At 66.4% G+C, this 18,138-nt stretch carries 11 protein-coding genes; 6 read left to right on the forward strand and 5 right to left on the reverse strand.

The features are described 5' to 3' along the window. The first annotated feature begins 3 nt into the window (after positions 1-3). The 3 genes from HHX40_RS03625 (at position 4) to HHX40_RS03635 (ending at position 3,835) form a co-directional block, all read left to right on the forward strand. Entirely contained in the window at positions 4-1,263 is a 1,260-nt protein-coding gene (locus HHX40_RS03625) for a glucarate dehydratase family protein (RefSeq protein WP_182879381.1), read from the forward strand. After that, positions 1,260-2,396 (forward strand): hypothetical protein, encoded by a 1,137-nt coding sequence (locus HHX40_RS03630; RefSeq protein ID WP_182879382.1) that lies wholly within the window; start codon positions 1,260-1,262, stop codon positions 2,394-2,396. The genes HHX40_RS03625 and HHX40_RS03630 overlap by 4 nt, the downstream gene beginning before the upstream one ends. A gap of 236 nt (positions 2,397-2,632) precedes the next feature. Further along, positions 2,633-3,835 (forward strand): lipase family protein, encoded by a 1,203-nt coding sequence (locus HHX40_RS03635; protein ID WP_182879383.1) that lies wholly within the window; start codon positions 2,633-2,635, stop codon positions 3,833-3,835. An 8-nt stretch (positions 3,836-3,843) separates the two neighbouring features. On the opposite strand, the gene HHX40_RS03640 is transcribed toward HHX40_RS03635, so the two are convergent. From HHX40_RS03640 to HHX40_RS03655, 4 genes are all read right to left on the reverse strand, one after another. Next, positions 3,844-4,341, reverse strand: a complete 498-nt coding sequence (locus HHX40_RS03640) for a DUF402 domain-containing protein (protein WP_182874820.1) — start codon at positions 4,339-4,341, stop codon at positions 3,844-3,846. Between the two features lie 42 nt (positions 4,342-4,383). Then, a complete protein-coding gene (locus tag HHX40_RS03645; RefSeq protein ID WP_182874821.1) occupies positions 4,384-6,069 on the reverse strand; it encodes a ribonuclease J in 1,686 nt (561 codons plus the stop codon). Positions 6,070-6,170: 101 nt separating this feature from the next. After that, a complete protein-coding gene (gene dapA / locus HHX40_RS03650; protein WP_111699726.1) occupies positions 6,171-7,085 on the reverse strand; it encodes a 4-hydroxy-tetrahydrodipicolinate synthase in 915 nt (304 codons plus the stop codon). Between the two features lie 279 nt (positions 7,086-7,364). Next, positions 7,365-7,574, reverse strand: coding sequence for a hypothetical protein (locus HHX40_RS03655; RefSeq protein WP_259403209.1), 210 nt, complete (start codon positions 7,572-7,574; stop codon positions 7,365-7,367). A gap of 224 nt (positions 7,575-7,798) precedes the next feature. On the opposite strand from HHX40_RS03655, the gene HHX40_RS03660 reads away from it, so the two are divergent. The 3 genes from HHX40_RS03660 (at position 7,799) to HHX40_RS03670 (ending at position 9,844) form a co-directional block, all read left to right on the forward strand. Continuing rightward, on the forward strand, positions 7,799-8,536 hold the full coding sequence (locus tag HHX40_RS03660; RefSeq protein ID WP_182879384.1) for a GntR family transcriptional regulator: 738 nt from the start codon (positions 7,799-7,801) through the stop codon (positions 8,534-8,536). Positions 8,537-8,588: 52 nt separating this feature from the next. Then, entirely contained in the window at positions 8,589-9,251 is a 663-nt protein-coding gene (locus HHX40_RS03665) for a JAB domain-containing protein (protein WP_182874823.1), read from the forward strand. 113 nt (positions 9,252-9,364) lie between these two features. After that, positions 9,365-9,844: a GntR family transcriptional regulator gene (locus tag HHX40_RS03670; RefSeq protein ID WP_310737930.1), complete on the forward strand. Its 480-nt coding sequence runs from the start codon at positions 9,365-9,367 to the stop codon at positions 9,842-9,844. 1,486 nt (positions 9,845-11,330) lie between these two features. Here the strand turns inward: HHX40_RS03670 and HHX40_RS03675 are convergent. Beyond that, positions 11,331-17,864 carry an RHS repeat-associated core domain-containing protein gene (locus tag HHX40_RS03675; protein ID WP_182879386.1) on the reverse strand — a complete coding sequence of 2,178 codons (6,534 nt, stop codon included), beginning with the start codon at positions 17,862-17,864 and terminating at the stop codon, positions 11,331-11,333. Positions 17,865-18,138 lie beyond the last annotated feature (274 nt).

Here is an 18,138-nt window from a genome sequence, read left to right on the forward strand (position 1 = left end):
CGGATGAGGATTCGGGAGATCCACGTCACGCCGGTCGCCTTCCGCGACCCGCCGCTGCTCAACGCCGCCGGCGTCCACGAGCCCTGGGCGCTGCGCACGGTCGTCGAGGTCGTCACCGACGAGGGGCTGACCGGCCTCGGGGAGACCTACGGCGACCTCGACCACCTCGTACGGGTGCGGGCCGCGGCCGAGGCGCTGCGCGGTCACGACGTCTACGGCGACAACGCCATGTACGCCACGGTGGCCGGCCTCGTCGGCGCCGACGTGGTCACCGACCTGCACGGCCTGACCGGCACGTCCTCCCGGGCCAAGACCGTCGACCGGATCTTCTCCCCCTTCGAGGTCGCCTGCCTGGACATCCGCGGCAAGGCGGCGGGCCGGCCCGTCGTGGACCTGCTCGGCGGCCGGGTGCGCGACGCCGTGCCCTACAGCGCGTACCTCTTCTACAAGTGGGGCGGCCATCCCGGCGCGCCGGAGGACGGCTTCGGCGCCGCTCTGGACCCGGAGGGGGTGGTCGAGCAGGCCCGCCTCCTGATCGGCCGGTACGGCTTCGGCTCGATCAAACTCAAGGGCGGGGTGTTCCCGCCCGAGCAGGAGGCCGAGGCGATCCGGGCGCTGCGGGAGGCGTTCCCCGGGCATCCGCTGCGCCTCGACCCCAACGCCGTGTGGAGCGTGGAGACCTCGATCCGGGTGGGGCGCGAACTCGACGGCCTGCTGGAATACCTGGAGGACCCCACCGAGGGCATCGAGGGCATGGCGCGGGTCGCCGCCGAGGTGCCGATGCCGCTCGCGACCAACATGTGCGTCGTCACCCCCGAGCACCTGCCTCCGGCGCTGCGTGCCGGTGCCATCGGGGTGCTGCTGACCGACCACCACTACTGGGGCGGCCTGGTGCGTTCGGCGCACATCGCCACGCTGTGCGCGACCTTCGGCATCGCGCTGTCCATGCACTCCAACTCGCATCTCGGCATCAGCCTGGCCGCCATGACGCATCTCGCCGCCGCCACCCCGGCGGTCACCCACGCCTGCGACACCCACACCCCCTGGCAGGACGGGCAGGACGTGGTCGCCCCGGGCGCGCTGCGGTTCGTGGACGGCGCGGTCCCGGTGCCGGACGGCCCGGGACTCGGGGTGGAACTCGACCGCGACGCCCTCGCAATCATGAACGAGCAGTATGAGAAGTGCGGGGTCCGCTCCCGTGACGACACGACGTACATGAGGTCCGTCGACCCGTCCTTCTCGGCCCGGAGGCCACGCTGGTGAACGTCATCTACGCCTACCCCTGGGACATCGTCGGCGACGCCGGGGCCGCCGCCCGCCTGGCGGGCCTCGGCGTCGACGCCGTCGCGCTCGCCGCGTCCTACCACACCACCCGCGCCGCGACCCCCCACCACCCGGCCCACCGGCTGGTCGACGCCCGGCACTCCGCCTGCTACGTGCCCCTACGCGAGGAGGCGTGGAAGGGCGCCCGCCTGGTGCCGGGCACGCCGTCGTGGATGGACTCGGCCGACCCGTTCGGGGAGGCCAGGGACGCCCTGCGCGCGGCGGGCCTGCCGGTGCGGGCGTGGACCGTGCTGACCCACAACACGCTGCTCGGCTCGGCCAACCCCGACCTGGTCGTCACCAACGCGTTCGGGGAGAGCTATCCGTACGCGCTGTGCCCGGCGGCGGCCGACGTGCGCGACTACTGCCGCACACTGGTCCGCGAGATCGTCGAGGCCGGCGACCCGGACGCGCTGATCCTGGAGGCGTGCGGCCCGCTCGGCTTCCGGCACGGCGGCCACCACGAGAAGACCGACGGCGCCGACTGGTCGCCCGCGCAGGTCGCCCTGCTGTCCCTGTGCTTCTGCGCGAACTGCGTCCTGCGGTACGAGGCGGCGGGACTGGACGTGACCGAGACGCGGGCGCGGGTGCGCGCGGGCGTGGACGGCCGGCCGGGCTCGGTCGAGGAGGCGCTGGGCGACCTGGCGGACCCCCTGCGCGAGCTGCGCACCGGGCTCGCGGGAGAACTGCGCGCGCTGCTGCTGGCGGAGGCCAGGGCGGCACGGCCCGGCCTGGAGGTCGCCCTGCACGCCAGCGCCGACCCGTGGGCGACCGGCCCGTTCGCGACCGTCCCCGAGGGCGTGGACGCCGACCTGCTCGTCGGCAACTGCTGGAACTCCCCCGAGGCGGACGAGGCCGGGCTGCGGGCCCTCGGCCGGCTCGGGCCGCGGGTGGGGGCGTACGTGCTGGCCCTGCCGCCGCGCCCGGCCGACGGCGGGGCGCTGACGTTCCTGGCCGAGGCGTACACCGCGGCCGGCGCCTCCGAGATCCACTGGTACCACGGCGGCCTCGCCTCCACGGCCCGCCTCGAGGCCATCGCCGAGGCGATCGGACAGCATCGGCGACGCGTGTAGCTTCGGAAGACGCGACAACCTCTACGACAGTGCAAGGGCACCAGCTCCTCGGTGAGGTGGTGCCCTTGCTGCCGGCCGGCGCGAAGCGGAAAGGGCGGCCTGCTCGACGGCGCGGGATGTTTGCTCAGCCGGGAGTTTTCTCTCCGGCCGTATCGGAAATCGTCCCCACGTTCCGGTCCCGCGGCGACCACCCCGGACCGGGATCACTCGTGTCGGGTGACCGGAAGGTGGACGGCGTGGCGGAGACCACGGAGCGGCGGCAGCAGGCTGGACGCGCGACGGCCATGCCGAAGGCCGACGGCCTGCATGTGAGCGACGCCGAGGCACCCAGCTACGAGGTGCTCCGGCCCTATGGTCGTTCCGCAGGCGACGCCGACAGGTTTCCGGTCTACAAAGATCTCGAAGAGCACCTGCTGACGACCCACGAGCATCCCGACCCGGTCGTCGCACACGTCATGGCCACCTGCGCCGGCTACGCCTATTCGGATGCCGAGACGGTTGCGATGATCATGGCCAGGTTGGGCCTCGAGGACAACCACTGCCGCACGATCTCGATGTCCGTCGACGGCATGCTCATCGACTCCACCGCCCATCTCGTGCGGAGCCGGAGCGGGCGGGTGGCGATCCTGGCCTACCGCGGCACCCCGCCGTTGAACGGCATCGACTGGCTGCTGAACCTCGAAGTGGAGCCGGAACAGATCACCTACTGGTACGGCGAACCCTGCTCCGCCGTCCACGCCGGCTTCTACCGGAACGTGCGGGCCACCCGATACGAGGTGCTGGGGGCGCTGATGCGAGCCTGCCGCCCCGGCCCGGTCCGCGTGTCGCCGCATGACGGCTCGGAAGCCGACGGCGGTGACCGCGTTGTGGACGGCGCACTCGATACGCTGTACATCACCGGCCACAGCCTCGGCGGGGCGATGGCCGCGTTGATGGGCGTCATGCTCCGGCACGAGGACAAGTTCCGGGAGTTGACCGGCCGGCTGAAGGCGATCTACACCTTCGGCCAGCCCATGGTCGGCACACCGCAGTTCGCCGCCGCCGCGGAGCGGGACGACTTCCTGCGCGAGAAGGTGATCCGGTACGTCTACGACAAAGATCCGGTGCCCCATCTCCCCCCGGCTTCTTCCGGTCGTTACCAGCATTTCGGGAAGGAGTACCGCTCTACGGTGCAGCGCGTTTCGAGCAGCCTGTTCGGGCTACTCGACCCCGGCGGCGGCGCCTGCCGTCCGCGTAGCGGCGACCCGAAGTATGCGCCGCTGCCCACGACGCAGATGCCCGGCCTCCTGGGGCTTGTACTCGCCAACTTGGCCTTCTTGGGGAACAAGTTCACGCTGACCCGCTCGCTGCCGATGGTGTACTCCTTCGAGGACCACCTGCCGCAGCACTACATCTCCGCCGTGACCCCGTCCGACGTACCGAACGAGTTCGGCGACTAGAGGTTCGCTCAGGTCACGAGGGACAGCCAGCGGTCGTGGGCGCCGTCGAACGGACCGGTCCGTTCGGTGACGGCCTCCATCAGCCAGGCGGCCGACCGCTCCGCCTGGCGGATGATCTCCTGCGGGTACGCGTACCGCACCTGGTGCTCGGCGAACTCGTCCTCGTCGTCCAGCAGCACCCGGCCGTCGCGCATCCGCAGGACGTCGAGGTCGAGGTCGGCCATGGTGATCCGGCCGTCACGCCGCACCGGCACCGTGGTGATGTCGCAGTAGATCTCCGCCTTGTGCGGCGGGGCGTTGAACGACGCCGTCCACCACGAGTCGCGCGGGAACAGCATGACGGACGGGATCTCGAAGACCGTCTCGGGCTCGTGCCCCCGCTGGGCGACGGTCCTGGCGGGGAAGCCGGCCCAGACGCCGTGCTCGTCCTCGCCGAGCAGCCGGGCGAAGTGGTGCCAGTGCAACGCTCCGCCGTACTTGCGGTAGACGATCCTCACCTCGGACACGGGCGGGACGTTACGCCACGCCCGTCTCCGAGTTCAACGGGATTACACCTCGACGACCACCGGGATGATCATCGGCCGGCGACGGTAGGTGTCGCTCACCCAGCGCCCCACCGTACGGCGGATCGTGCGCCGGATCTGCATCTCGTCGGCGACGCCCGCCGCGGCGACCTCCTGCAGCGCGGACTCGATCTGCGGCACGACCGCGTCGAAGGCGTCGGGGTCGATGCCCGAGCCGCGGGCGGTGATCTCCGGCCCGCCGGTGAGCTTGCCGGTGGTGGAGTCCACGACGACGACGATGGAGATGAACCCCTCGTCGCCCAGGATGCGCCGGTCCTTGAGCGCCACGTCGGTGATGTCGCCCACGGAGGTGCCGTCCACGAACACGTACCCGCACGGGACCGCGCCGGCGATCCTCGCCCGGCCGTCGACCAGGTCCACGACCACGCCGTCCTCGGCGATCACGATGTTCTCGCGGGGTACGCCAGTCAGCTCGGCCAGCCGGGCGTGCGCCCGCAGGTGCCGCCACTCCCCGTGCACCGGCATGAAGTTCGACGGCTTGGTGAGGTTGAGCACGTACAGCAGCTCACCCGCCGCCGCGTGACCCGAGACGTGCACCCGCGCGTTGCCCTTGTGGACCACCCGGGCGCCCCAGCGGTTGAGGCCGTTGATGACCTTGCTGACCGCCGTCTCGTTGCCGGGCACCAGCGACGAGGCCAGCAGGACCGTGTCGCCCTCGGCGATCCTGATCGGGTGGTCGCGGTTGGCCATGCGCGACAGCGCCGCCATCGGCTCGCCCTGGGAGCCGGTGCAGATCAGCACCACGTCCTCCGGCGGCCACTCCTCGATCTCCCGTGAGTCCACGAGCAGGCCCGCCGGCACCTTCAGGTAGCCGAGCTCGCGCGCCACGCCCATGTTGCGGACCATCGACCTGCCGATGAGCGCGACCTTGCGGCCGTGCTTCTCGGCCGCGTCCATGATCTGCTGCACGCGGTGGATGTGCGAGGCGAAGCTGGCCACGATGATCCGCTTCGCGGCGGTGCGGAAGACGTCGTCGATGACCGGCGCGATGTCCCGCTCGCTGGTGACGAAGCCCGGCACCTCCGAGTTGGTGGAGTCGGACATCAGCAGGTCGACGCCCTCGGCCCCGAGCCGCGCGAACGCCCCGAGGTCGGTCAGCCGCCCGTCCAGCGGAAGCTGGTCCATCTTGAAGTCGCCCGTGTGCAGGACGAGGCCCGCGGGCGTCCTGACCGCCACCGCGAGCGCGTCGGGGATCGAGTGGTTGACCGCGACGAACTCGCACTCGAACGGCCCGAACGAGCGCCGCTCGCCCTCGATCACCTCGACCTTCACCGGCTGTATGCGGTGCTCGGCCAGCTTGCTCTCGATGAGCCCGAGCGTCAGCCGCGAGCCGACGATCGGGATGTCGCGCCGCTCCCGCAGCAGGTACGGCACCGCCCCGATGTGGTCCTCGTGGGCGTGTGTCAGCACGAGCGCCTCGATGTCGTCGAGACGCCCCCGGATGTAGTCGAAGTCCGGAAGGATGAGGTCGACGCCCGGCTGGTCCGGCTCGGGGAACAGCACCCCGCAGTCCACCACCAGCAGACGGCCGTCGTACTCGAACACCGCCATGTTCCGGCCGATCTCGCCGAGTCCGCCCAGCGCGACGATGCGCAGGCCGTTCTCCGGCGGCGGGGGCGGCGGCCCGAGTTCGGGATGCGGATGACTCATGACACCCCCTCAGCCCGGCGCCGTTCGGTCACGCCGCCACCCCCGGTTCTTCCGTTCTCTCTTTTCCTGGTCAAGTCGCTCATTCGGCTCCATCTGTTGATCTAATCCACAAGCTTGAGACCTCCCGTGATGAGGTCCTCCCGCAGCGCCGCGATCTGCTCCCGGGTGGCGTCCACCAGCGGAGGCCGGACGTGACCGCCGTCCTGGCCCAGCAGCGTCAGCGCCGCCTTCACCATGATCGCGCCCTGGGTCCGCGTCATGATCGCCGAGACCACCGGCAGGAGCCGCCGATGGGTCTCCAGGGCGCCCGCCACGTCACCGGTGCGGTACATGTCGCACATGGCGGCGAGGTCGGGGCCCGCGACGTGGCCCACCACGCTGACGTAGCCGACCGCCCCCACCGACAGCCAGGGCAGGTTCAGCAGGTCGTCACCGGAGTAGAAGACGAGGTCGGTGCCCGCCATCACCTGCGAGCCGGCGAACAGGTCGCCCTTGGCGTCCTTCACCGCCGTGATGCGCGGGTGCTCGGCGAGCCGGAACAGGCTCTCCGTCGTGATGGGCGTGGCCGCACGCCCGGGAATGTCATAGAGCATCACTGGAAGGCCGGTCGCGTCGGCGACGGCGGTGAAGTGGCGGACGAGGCCCTCCTGCGGCGGCCTGCTGTAGTACGGAGTCACCACCAGCAGTCCGTGCGCCCCCGCGCGCTCGGCGGCCCGGGCCAGTTCGACGCTGTGCCGGGTGTCGTTGGTGCCCGCGCCCGCGACGATCGTGGCCCGGTCGCCCACGGCCTCGACCACCGCCCGCAGGATCCGGTCTTTCTCCTCGTCCGAGGTGGTGGGGGACTCACCGGTGGTGCCGCTCACGATCAGGCCGTCGTTGCGCTGATCGTCGACGAGATAGGCGGCGATCCGCTGGACGCCCTCGTAGTCGACGGCGCCGTCAGAGGTGAACGGTGTCACCATCGCGGTCAAAGCGCGGCCGAAGGGGGCGTCGGAGGTTCCAGTTGGCGATGCCATAGACCGAACGGTACCCGGATCCGCGCGGGTCATGGACGTCGCCACCCCGATATGTCCCGTCCCGTGACGCCTGCCGGGGACAGAGCCGGGGACGGAGAAAGAGGCCGCCGATATGTGCTCGGGGGTACACACATCGGCGACCTCTACCGGAGAATCGGCGTTCCTTACGCGGACGTTACACACCATCGCGCGAATTTTTTCCCGGAGGCCGCGAACGGTGTGTCATACCCCCTACGACCAGGAACGTCGTGGTTCAAGGAGTTCAGGCTCCGAGCGTGCTCAGCGGGCCTCCCCCGTCAGCAGCTTGGTCCACAAGGGCTCGATCCTGGCGGAGACGAGACGCTCGGTCTCGTGGACCTTCACCTCGCCCTCCCGTTCGGTGCGGCGGACGAACAGCAACCCGCCCGCCTGGCACAGCTCGTAGATCGTGGGCCTGCACTCGCAGGTGTGACGCCGCACCCGGACACGGTCGCTGCGGGGAGTCGGCACCAGCCATGTGATGCACTCGTGCCCGTCCCAGGCGGGACCCACATGGATGCCGTGATAAGGGGGCGGGAGCGGAATATCAACACCCGACCCCTTAGCGGCACAATCGCCCATTGGCGGACCTTTCACCAGGCAAAGTTGGGGTCACAGGACACTTCCGTCACTCTGTGTCGCCCGGCGGATACGTCAAGATTTGGAGGACCCGTCACCCCCTCAGGGATGGATTGATGGCAAACTCTGATCCGGTCTACCTGCGAGTAGTCGAAGACATCCGCCGCCAGATCATCGACGGCACGCTCCCGCCGGGCGCACCGATCCCGTCGCGGCACCAGATAACCCGGAAGTACAGCGTCGGAGAGACGGCCGCGCGCCACGCGCTGCGCGTGCTCGCCCAGGAGGGCCTCATCATCAGCCGGGTGGGCTCCGGGCACCGGGTGCGGGAGAAACCGATCCTGCTCCCGCTGCACCGCGGCCGTTCCCCCGAACCCCACACCGCCTTCGCCAGCGACATGCACGCGGGCGGGCGGCATCCGAGCTGGAGCTGGCGCAGCGAGCTCGCGGACGCCCCGCCCGACATCGTGCTCCGGCTGCGCCTGGGCGAATCCGGCCCGGTGATGCGGACCCGCCACATCTTCCGCGGCGACGGCAGGCCCCTCCAGCTGCTCACCACGTACGAGCCGATCGAGCCGGGGCAGGGCCAGGGCGCGGAGGAGGGCACCTACGAACGCAGGAGCGCGGCCTTCCGCCTCGCGGCGAGCGGCACGCCGATCACCGAGATCAGCGAGGCCGTGCACGTCCGCGTGCCCCAGCCGACCGAGAGCGATCTGCTGGAGCTGCCCGCCGGCGTGCAGGTGCTCCAGATCGAGCGCACGTACTGGTCGGGAGACCGGCCGGTCGAGACCAGCGACGCCGTGGTGCCCGGTGATCGCTTCCGCCTGGTCTACGGCATTCCCAGCCCCCTCTGACTGTCGGTGCCCGCTGGTACAACCGATCCGGATCCCCCGTCCGGAGGTGCCGATGCGTGTCAAGGACCTGCCCCTGGCCGACCAGCCCCGTGAGAGGTTGCTGGCGTCCGGAGCGGCGGCGCTCGCCGACAGGGAGCTGCTCGCCCTGCTGCTCGGCTCGGGCAGCAGGGGCGTGAGCGCCGTGGAACTCGCCTCCCAGGTCATCGCCCACTGCGGCGACCTCGGCGAGCTGGCCCGCTCAGAGGCCCACCGGCTGCTCGCCGTACCGGGAGTGGGCCCGGCCAAGGCGGCCCGGGTGGCCGCCGCCTTCCACCTCGTACGGCGGGCCCAGGCGGAGCCGGAGCGGAGCAGGATCACCTGCTCGGCCGACATCGCCTCGGCCGCCGCTCCCCTGCTGCAGGGGCACCCGCGCGAGCGGCTCGTCGTGATCGTCTGCGACGGCCGCGGCGCGGTGCTGCGGCGCGCGGTACTCAGCGAGGGCGGCAGCGACCACACACCGGCACCGGTCCGGGACATCGTCACCACCGTCCTCCTCTCCGGCGGGGTCGCCTTCGGCCTCGCCCACAACCACCCGAGCGGATCGCTCGATCCCAGCCCTGCCGACGTCGAGGTCACCGCCCGCCTCCACGAGGCCGCCGACACCGTCGGTCTCCGCTTTCTCGACCACGTGATCGTCACCGACACCGCCTGGCGCCGCGTGCCTCACGACGAGTAGCGATGACGTCACTATAAGTCCATCCGTTACCACCGGTCTACAGCCCGTATCTGCCCGGGCTTTGAGATGTTGCATTTTGTATGGCGATGTCTGTTCCGGTCTATGGTTTGGCTGTGCTCGACCGAGACGGACCTGTACCTGTCTACAAGCAGATCGCCGAGATCCTCCGCGACCGCATCGACAGCGGTGAGCTGGCACCGGGCAATCCGGTGCCGAGCGAAGCCGACCTTGAGGCCGAGTACGGAATAGCGAGGACGACCGCCCGCCGCGTGGCGCGCGAGCTACGCGAGCAGGGCCTCGTCTACACCGTGCAGGGTGAGGGCACCTTCGTCGGCGACCAGAAGGCCCCGCGCGTCCAGCGGAAGAAGCGCCTCTACCAGGAGATCGCCGAAGAGGTCGCCCAACGCATCCGGCAACAGGAGTTCAGGCCGAACCGCGCGATCCCGAGCGAGAAGGCGCTCATGAAGGACTACGGCGTGGCCAAGGCGACGGTACGCCTGGCCGTCGGGCTCCTCCGGGATCAGGGGTACGTCTTCACCGTCCCTCATCGCGGCACGTACGTGTCCGCGCCGGAGAACTGGCCGCAGGACTGACAGAGATGATGTAGGCGAGCACCTCCCGGAGAGGCCTGACCCTAGGACTGACATGGGGCGTTGGATCTGCCCAACGGCAATAAGGTGTCGCTGTGGCCGACGATGTCGCGGACGACCTGGGGCGGGACGCCGAGATTGAGTAGGAGCGTTACGCAGGTGTGGAGGAGGTCGTGGAAGCGCATGTCGCCGAGGCTGGCCGCCTTACGGATGCTCCCCAGCTTCGCCGGAGGTTGTCTGGCTCCATAGGCGTGCCGCGCAGGGAGGGGAAGACGAGGCCGTGGTCCTCCCAGTCGGGCCAGCGGTCGGAGCGCTCGGCGAGCTGCTGGCGCCGGTGCTCATGGAGCGCCTCAACACAGATCGGCGGTAGTGGGACCGTACAGGCCGAGTCCTCCGTTTTGGGACGGACGAATTGGAGACGGCCCGCGACTCGCTGAGAATCTGGACGACTTCAAGCGTCGCTCCGTCGAGGTCGTCGCCGACCGCGCTGCGGTTCTTCAGCCGGTCCTGGCCGACGCCGCCCGTGCGCTCCCGCACGGCGAAACGGAACGCCAGGCAATCGGGGGCCACTGCGGCCAGGACGACGACCGAGGCGACGCGGTCCAGCTCGCGAGGCGTCCGGAAGAAAGAGCCGCTAGGGGCTCCGCCCCCTGCACCCCGGTCCTCCGACAGAGATGCGCTTGACAGCCAACCCCTGTGGGATGCCTCGGAGACGAGCCGGGGACAGTGCGGGTGGAAGGCTGTCATCTCCTCGCCGGCCATCCCGAAGGGATGCAGACCGGCCGCCCAAGGTCAAGCCATCCTGTGCGGGCAGGACAATCAGCAGGAGCGGAAGGCTGCGGTCAATATCTTTGATACATCCCGCCACTCATTACCATAGTCATCACAAGTTCGCTAACTAGAGCTGTCGCAACTTACCCGCCGGTAATGCTTTACTGCACTTCCGTCAGACTTCGGCCAGCGGATCCATACTGAGGAGATGAAGAAATAATTCTAAATTATTCACGTATGGGATGAAGCCATATGGAGTGTATATCTCGACCCCTGCAGCCAAGGACAACCCCGGTTGCGATTTCCATCAATTCATCGTCACGGCTTTCATCAAATGCAACACGCACCCAGCCGGTGCTTTGGTCATGCAGTGTTATCCAGTCGCCCTCTACTGCCAGAGGAATTGATATCCCCGGTTCAAGCGTTTCGTCCATATTAATGAATACGGCCGCCTGTGTAGCTTTGGGGGGCGTTAACGATGCCCGCTTCCACGTAGAATGCGGATGAAACCCCCAAGCATACAGCGCTCGCCCCGACGATACCGCTACTTCGAGTTGTAGGGTACCGACTACTAGGCTTGCAACCCCTCGATCGCCTATGACAGCTCGCAGGTCGACGGGACTGTCCGGCTCGAAGGAAAAGCTGTATTCATGTTCGATGTATTTAAGCAGCCCTTCGATTCGACTGCCCTCTACACAGTAGATTTTCATGCGATCAATCACTTCTGACCAACGAAGTTGAAGTGCAGGATTGTATTGGTTTTGGTGTCCACAACCAGTTCCCAAACCCCTTTCCTTCCGCGGAAGGTTCCGGCGACATCCCAGCGTAGTGCGGTAGCCACGCCCCGTGGGTCAACTTTCGGCATACCGCTCTCAATAATCTCCTTCAACAGGAGCTTAGAGTTCATATATGGCCGCGACGATTCCCCACGCTTCGTTATATCATCCAGATGCCTACGAACAGTCTCCGTCATCTTTATATTGTCGACATTGACATTCTTGAGCATTCTATAGATGCTGTACGTGGTCTTAGCTGCTGCTAACTTTTCTTCTGCCTTGAGCCATCCCTTGAATCTATCATATGCGGTAGTTATAGCGCCAGCCAGCTTCTTGCCGACTTCGTAGGCCTTCTTCCATTTCCAGGGCAGCCCATACTTCGCAGCGAGCTTTCCGGCGAACCCGCCGGCGACAGACGCAAGAACGTTGAGTGCAGTACTACCACACGCGCCAATATCGCCCTTTGTGAAACAGTTGAGGGCGTCTGTGATGCCGAGTTCGTCAGCTGCGATTTTCGCGATTTCTTTGAGCGCCCCAAGGAATTGCTGCCAGTAGCCCTCGGACTCATTTTTCGCCTTGTTGTAGCGCATCTCGGCACACTTGAGCTTACCGAGCTTCTTGACGCAGTCTGCCCAGGCCTCTTCGTTCATGCACTGCTGGTAGTTCGCCTGGTTAGGTTCACAGTTCAGCGGTGCCAGCCCTGTCGGGTCGGAGGCGCCGATAGGGTTGTTCCCGGAGTAGGCATAGGGGTTCGCCCACTGCGGCTTGCGTAGGTCGAGCAGAGGATCGGTGGAAATGAACTTGGCGATGGCCGGGTCATAGTAACGTGCACCCAGCAGGTCAAGGCCGGTGGAGTCGTCCTCGATCTTTCCCAGGAAGCCATGGTCGGTGAACGGAAGGTCGTCGCTGCCGCGGCGCTGGCCGAAGGGTAGGTAGCGTTCGCGGGATACCTGTCCGGTTGTGTCATTGACGGCGAGTTGGGTTGAGCCGTGCAAGCCGGACATCAACCAGGTGATGCCGCTGCCGCCTGTCCGCATAGCCACCAGGGCGCCGTCGGGTGCGGTGTAGTAGCGCTTGCCCGTAATCGTGCTGCCCACGACCTCGATCTCCATGGAGCCGAGATAGAGGGTGGTCCTGCCAGTGGGATCGCGCCGGATCAGCCTGTCTCCATCGGCGTCGTACACCATCGTGGTGTCCTGGCCGTCGATCGTGGCCTTCTCCAGTTCACCCAGTTCATTCCAGACGAAGGTGCCAGCCTTGCCTCCAACGGTGCGGGAGGTGAGCTGGCCGACGGCGTCGTAGTTGTAGGTGTCGGTGCCGCCGGGACGGGTGATGGAGGTGACGGCGTTCGGGCGTACGGCCGAGGTGCCCGGCTGAGGATAGGCATAGGTCGAGCTCTGCCCGCCAGAGGTGACGGATGTGATGTTGCCCACCGGATCGTAGGCGTAGGACTGCGCGTAGGGATCGATGCCTAGGTTGTCTGCCGATGCAGTGCCGGACCCGCAGGTGCTAGCAGTGGTGGTCCAAGCCTGTGACAGGCGATGCAGGCCGTCATAGGCGAAGCATTCGGACTGGCCGGGACTGCCGCCCGTCGCTGAGGCGGCGTCCAGGATCCGGGTGATCTCGCCTGAGGTGTCGTAGAAGTACTGGTCGTCGTGGCTGACCATCGGGCTGCTGGTGTCAGCCTTGGTCGTGGTGGTGACTCGGCTCAGCCAACCGGTGGCGTTGTCCCAGGTGAGGGTGCGCTTGATCTTCCCGTTCGCGCCGTAGGTGCGCTCGGCCAGACGGCCCGTCGGCGAGTAGGTGGTGGAGCCAACGTAAGTGAAGCCACCCCCGAGATCCGAGGTCAGGCCTTGGGGGAGGCCGATGTCGGAGTAGGTGGAGGTGACCTTCTCCGCAGGCAGACCGCCTGCGGCGGGCATCCCGTGCTCCGCGACGGTGCCAGAGGAGTTGTAACTGATGGAGAAGGCGTAGGTGCCAGCCAGCAGTCCCTCAGACGACGGGATCGTCAACGCGGAACCAGTCGGCCGGCCCATGACGTCATAGCCCGTGACCGCGTCCACGAACGCGTTGCCGCCGACAAACCGAGTCGCGGAGGTTAATTGCCCCTTGGCTATAGTGTCGTACACCCACTCGGCCAGCTTCGTTCCCGTCCCGGCATCCCCCGACCACACTGCGGTCTTACGCCCGAGATCATCGTAGGAGTAGGAGACCTTCTGGCCCTTGCCATTTGTCGACCACAGCAGGCGGCCGGCCGCGTCGTAGTCCTGCTCGGAGTCACCTGCATCCGGGTCGTGCGCCGTCTTGCGACGGCCCATCAGGTCATAGGTGAAAGTGCGGACATTGCCGTTGGCGTCGGTCTGCTTGATCAGCTGACCGTTCAGGTTGTACTCATAGCGGGTGTCGTAGTGAGTGGTGGCGTCCTTCCACTCCTCGACCTTGGTCACCTGATCGTCGGCGTCGGTGTAGGTGACGGTCTTGCCCCCGACGGGCGGGCTCACTTCCGTCCGATCGCCGAAGTAGGTCGTCGTCGTGCGCCGCAACTCGGTCGCGCCCGACATGTCTACTGCGGCGACCACCCGCTCTAGACCGTCGTAAATGGGCTTGTTCCATTGCGGTAGGGCTGTGAGCGCGGGGTTCAACAGCCCGCTTCCCGACTGTGCCGTGTTGTACGTCGGCGCACCGGTAGCAGCGGTAAGACCGCGGGCATCGTAGATAACCGGGGAGACTATTCGCCCACCTGCTGGTGAGGCCGTCTGTGTTTCACGGGTGCGGCCCAGACCGTCATCGTAGGTGTAGGTCGTCACGTACTTTGCCGCCGCTCCGGTCCCGGACTGAAGCCGAGCGACCGCCGTCCTCGCCGCGCCGGCGACGACTCCGTTGGCATCTGTGGGGATGGTGTACGTCACCGTCGCGGCAGGGGTATCGCCGGACCTCGGCTGGGCGGGCGTCCACAGCATCGTGGTGCGGCCGAGCGCGTCGTAGTCAATGTTGGTGTCGTGCCCGTTGGCATCTCTGATCCCAACGATTCCGCCGTATGCGGCGGAGGTCCAGGTGGTGGCGGTGTGACCGAGGGGGTTGGTCACGGTGACACCGTTACCCGGCCACCCCACTGCGGGGTTGTAGGTCGTGGTAGTCGTCTTGCCCAGCGGGTCGGTCGCCGACAGGGTTCGGCCGTAGCCGTCGAAGTCGGCCTTCACCCTAGTGAAGTCGCTGCTGCTGGTGTAGGTCCGCGTCTCGGTCGCGTTCCCCTTGGTCGGGGTATTGGCGGACTCGCTGGTTGCCCCGTCGTACAACGTGACGGTACGCCCCATGAAGGTGCCCGAGGTGCAGTCGTCCCCAGCACGCCGCTCCACGCTGGCCGGGTAGGAAATCATCCACGCACTGCCGGAGGTATTGCGCGCGTAGGTCGTGGCGGTGCAGGTGTTGTCCCCCGCGACCCCGCGTTCACCGTAGTCGTTGACCTTGATCGGCAACCCGTCGGCGTTGTACGCAGTGGCGGTCTCGGTGTAGCGCCAGCCCGAGGACACCTTCTCTCGGGCTACCTGGCGATTTGGGTTGACCTGGTGCGGGTCGGCAATTCCGGGCCCATTTCCAGTGACGACGTTGGCGTACTCGTAGCGAGTGGAGGCTTCCTCGTTGTAGCCGGCGGGTGTAATGGTTGGGCAGGGACCGAGGTCCTTCCATTTTGCCCCGCTTGACGGGGGATTGGAGGTAAACGAGTTCGACAGTGATTCCCAGTGTCGGTTGTTGTATGACACTCTTGTGCCAGTTGGGTAGAAGCTGCCGCTCCATGCGGGATAGGTGCATTGGACTTGCGGGGACAGATTGACGCGACGCCAGGTCTGCTCTTGAAGAGTCTTCCCCGCCAGGGTCCTTAAGTCGTTGAAGGCAGTACCGTCGAAGTCGGTCACCTGAATATGCTTAGGGGTTCCGTTGGCCAGCGGATCTTCGTACATGCCCCGGTAGAAGGTGGAGCTACTGACGCTGTACCCTCCGGGGTCGGTTCCGCTGCCTCTGCTGACTCTAACGGTTGAGTATCCGCGCCATTCGGTCCAGCTGTCGCTCCATTCGGTGCAGCTCATCGCACCGTTGATGAACGCCCAGTTGATGCACCGTGGGGCCGGTACTTCGTAGTTGCCGGTGGTCTCGTCGAACTTGGCGGCCCGAGCCCAGGCCGGGGTGCCAAGGTATTCATATCGGGTCAAAACGTCGGGGGATGCGGCGACGAGATCCTTGTCAACGACCTGGGTAACCAGCCACTTGTTATACACCTCGCCTTGGACGTGCTGCACGTTGTTGACATCGGTGTAAAAGTTGGTGAAGACCCAGTAGCAGTCGTATCCAGCATCGTCTCGGTCCACGGCCTTGGATTCCGTGGTCAGCGGGCATCCGGACGGCTGCCCATAGGTGATTTCGGTGCGCCCTCCCAGGCCATTGCCAACAGCGGACATTCGAGGGAGTGCGTCTAACCAGCCGAACCGGTTAGCGAGCAGTGTGGCGTCGAACTGTAGTGGCGGTCTGGCGACGTCGGGGCCGTCGCCAGCCAGTCCGACTGTTCGAAAAGTGTCCAGCCAGAGCACTGGGCCCTTGTCCGTGGCCGACGGGTTGGTCTCCACCCACTTGTAGCGCAGCTCAAGGCGGGTGACGTCATCCCATCCATTTGAGGAGGGGTTCCACGACTGGGTGACGATGTTGTCCAGCCGTTTGGTGACATAGAAGGTCGGCCCATCTGCGGTGTTGAAGCAGGATGTGGGGTCGGTGCACCAGTTGAGGTCCCAGGGAACGTCTCTTGGAGTGGAGCCTGGTAGGCCTTGACCGCGCTCGACGGCTGTGAACATCACTCGGGCGGTCGCGGTGGAACCAGCTACGTTTGTATTGCTGCCGTAGGTCATCTGTGCCAGGTAGCCGCCCCGGTCGTAGGGAAGGTTACCGCCGGCATCCCGGCAGGCGTCACCCGAGACGATGCAGTAAGTGTTCTGCTCCCGGGTGTAGGAGTAATCAGTTACGTTGCCTTTAGGGTCGATCTCCTGATCGAGCATCCACCGCCAGGTTGAATAACAGAACCTGTCCGCCGGAGGCTTCAACAACGGCGGTGTCGAATACTGTGAGTACTTGTCGTGGCAGGGGTCGCCAGCCTTCGCGCCGAGGAACGGCACCTGAAATGAGGAGTCACGGTGAAAGCCGAACCGGTAGACCGTTCCGTCCTGGGTAATGACCTTCCAATGCGGCTGACCTGAATCACCGCCTGTGCTGACTTGGTCGATCTTCCAGCCGTAGTCGTCAACAGTCTTCCACGCACCCGAGCCGCTGTCCTTAACTATTCGCGAGGAACGGCCACCCACAGACAGCGTAAGATCATCATGTGCATCCCAGCACAACTGCTGCGGGCTATCGTCGTTGTCCTCATCAAGCGGGCAGGATTTGTACTGCCGCTCGATGAACCCGACCCCGAGGTCCCACCCCGTCCCCACCCAGCCAGCCTGGTTATTGGTGTACCAGGTCAGTGAGTCAACCGAAGACGACGAATAATCTAACGACACCTTCGGCGTCTGTCCTCCCGGGGCGGGCGGCACGTCAATTGGTACGCTGTAGGAAAAACCGCCCCCCGACAACCCCACTTGCCAGGTGCCGGACGGCTTGAGGTCCGTGGCCGCAAATGATCCAGTCGCATCGGACGTCGAAGTCACGGACGCGGAACTGGTCACCGTGTATACCAACGCGCTACTGGAAGTAGTACCGGTAGTAGACGCCGGAGCAGCCTCCACAACAGCGCTCAATCTGGCATGAGCAACGTCGTTGACCACGGGCAAACGGCGCACCTTCGCCCCTGCCTGCTTAAGGCACTGCTGGGACGGCTTAGGCACGACCATGCAGACGGGTACCTGAAGCAGAGCGAGACGCGAAGCGAAACCGCCGGGGTAGGCGTCCTGGAAGGACGAGTAGTCGATGCTCACCTTCGCCGGCGCCGTAGTCGTACCGCCGTCGGCACGCGTCAGCCGTACCGCGATGCCCACCCCACCCAGGCGCCGTGCCGTGACATTGTCGAGGGCCTCCACCTGAACCGAGGACGGAGACCCCTCCGGCGACGATGTGGACTTCGATCGGGAAGCTGCAGCCGCCACCTCCACCGGAGCCACCGAGATCGGTAGACCGGCAACAGCAACCGCACCCTTGCCCGAGGAAAGGTCGACCCGGCCGGAACCGCCCTTGGGCCACACCGGCTTAAACTGCTTCGCGAGCGTTTGCCGGTCCTCTGCACCCTTCGATACCGGCTTCCGCGCTACAGGCTGCCCGTCGACACTCCGCTCCGTCCGAGGCGACGGCGCCTCGGCAGCGGCCTGCCGAACGAAACCGTCCGGAACGCCGATCCCAGCTACCAGGACAGCCAAAGCGACAGTTGCGGAACCCAAGCGCTGGAACACGCTGCGGCGTGACCGGCTGCAACGTTCCACACGAGCCTGCGAAAGCGGCACGGCGCACCCTCCACAGCACGAAGCGCGCGGCACAAAAAGGACCGCTCGCCCACAAAGCCAAAATAAAGACGAACAGCGCGATCATGAGTCACTGACATGAAGTGGTCAATAGCAGAATTGCAGCGGCAGCATTACTGGGAGTCATTTGGGCCTGACTCGTCTTGAGTGACCCAGTACGCGAGCAGCTCCAGGAGGTTCCCTCGATCGCCGCCCTAAAGACTGTGATATGAATCACCCCCGGGCTTGCGGTAAGAGCGCCCCGTGGCGCCTCATA

The sequence above is a fragment of the Microbispora sp. H10949 genome (genome assembly GCF_014161435.1).
Classification (GTDB): Bacteria; Actinomycetota; Actinomycetes; order Streptosporangiales; family Streptosporangiaceae; genus Microbispora; species Microbispora triticiradicis.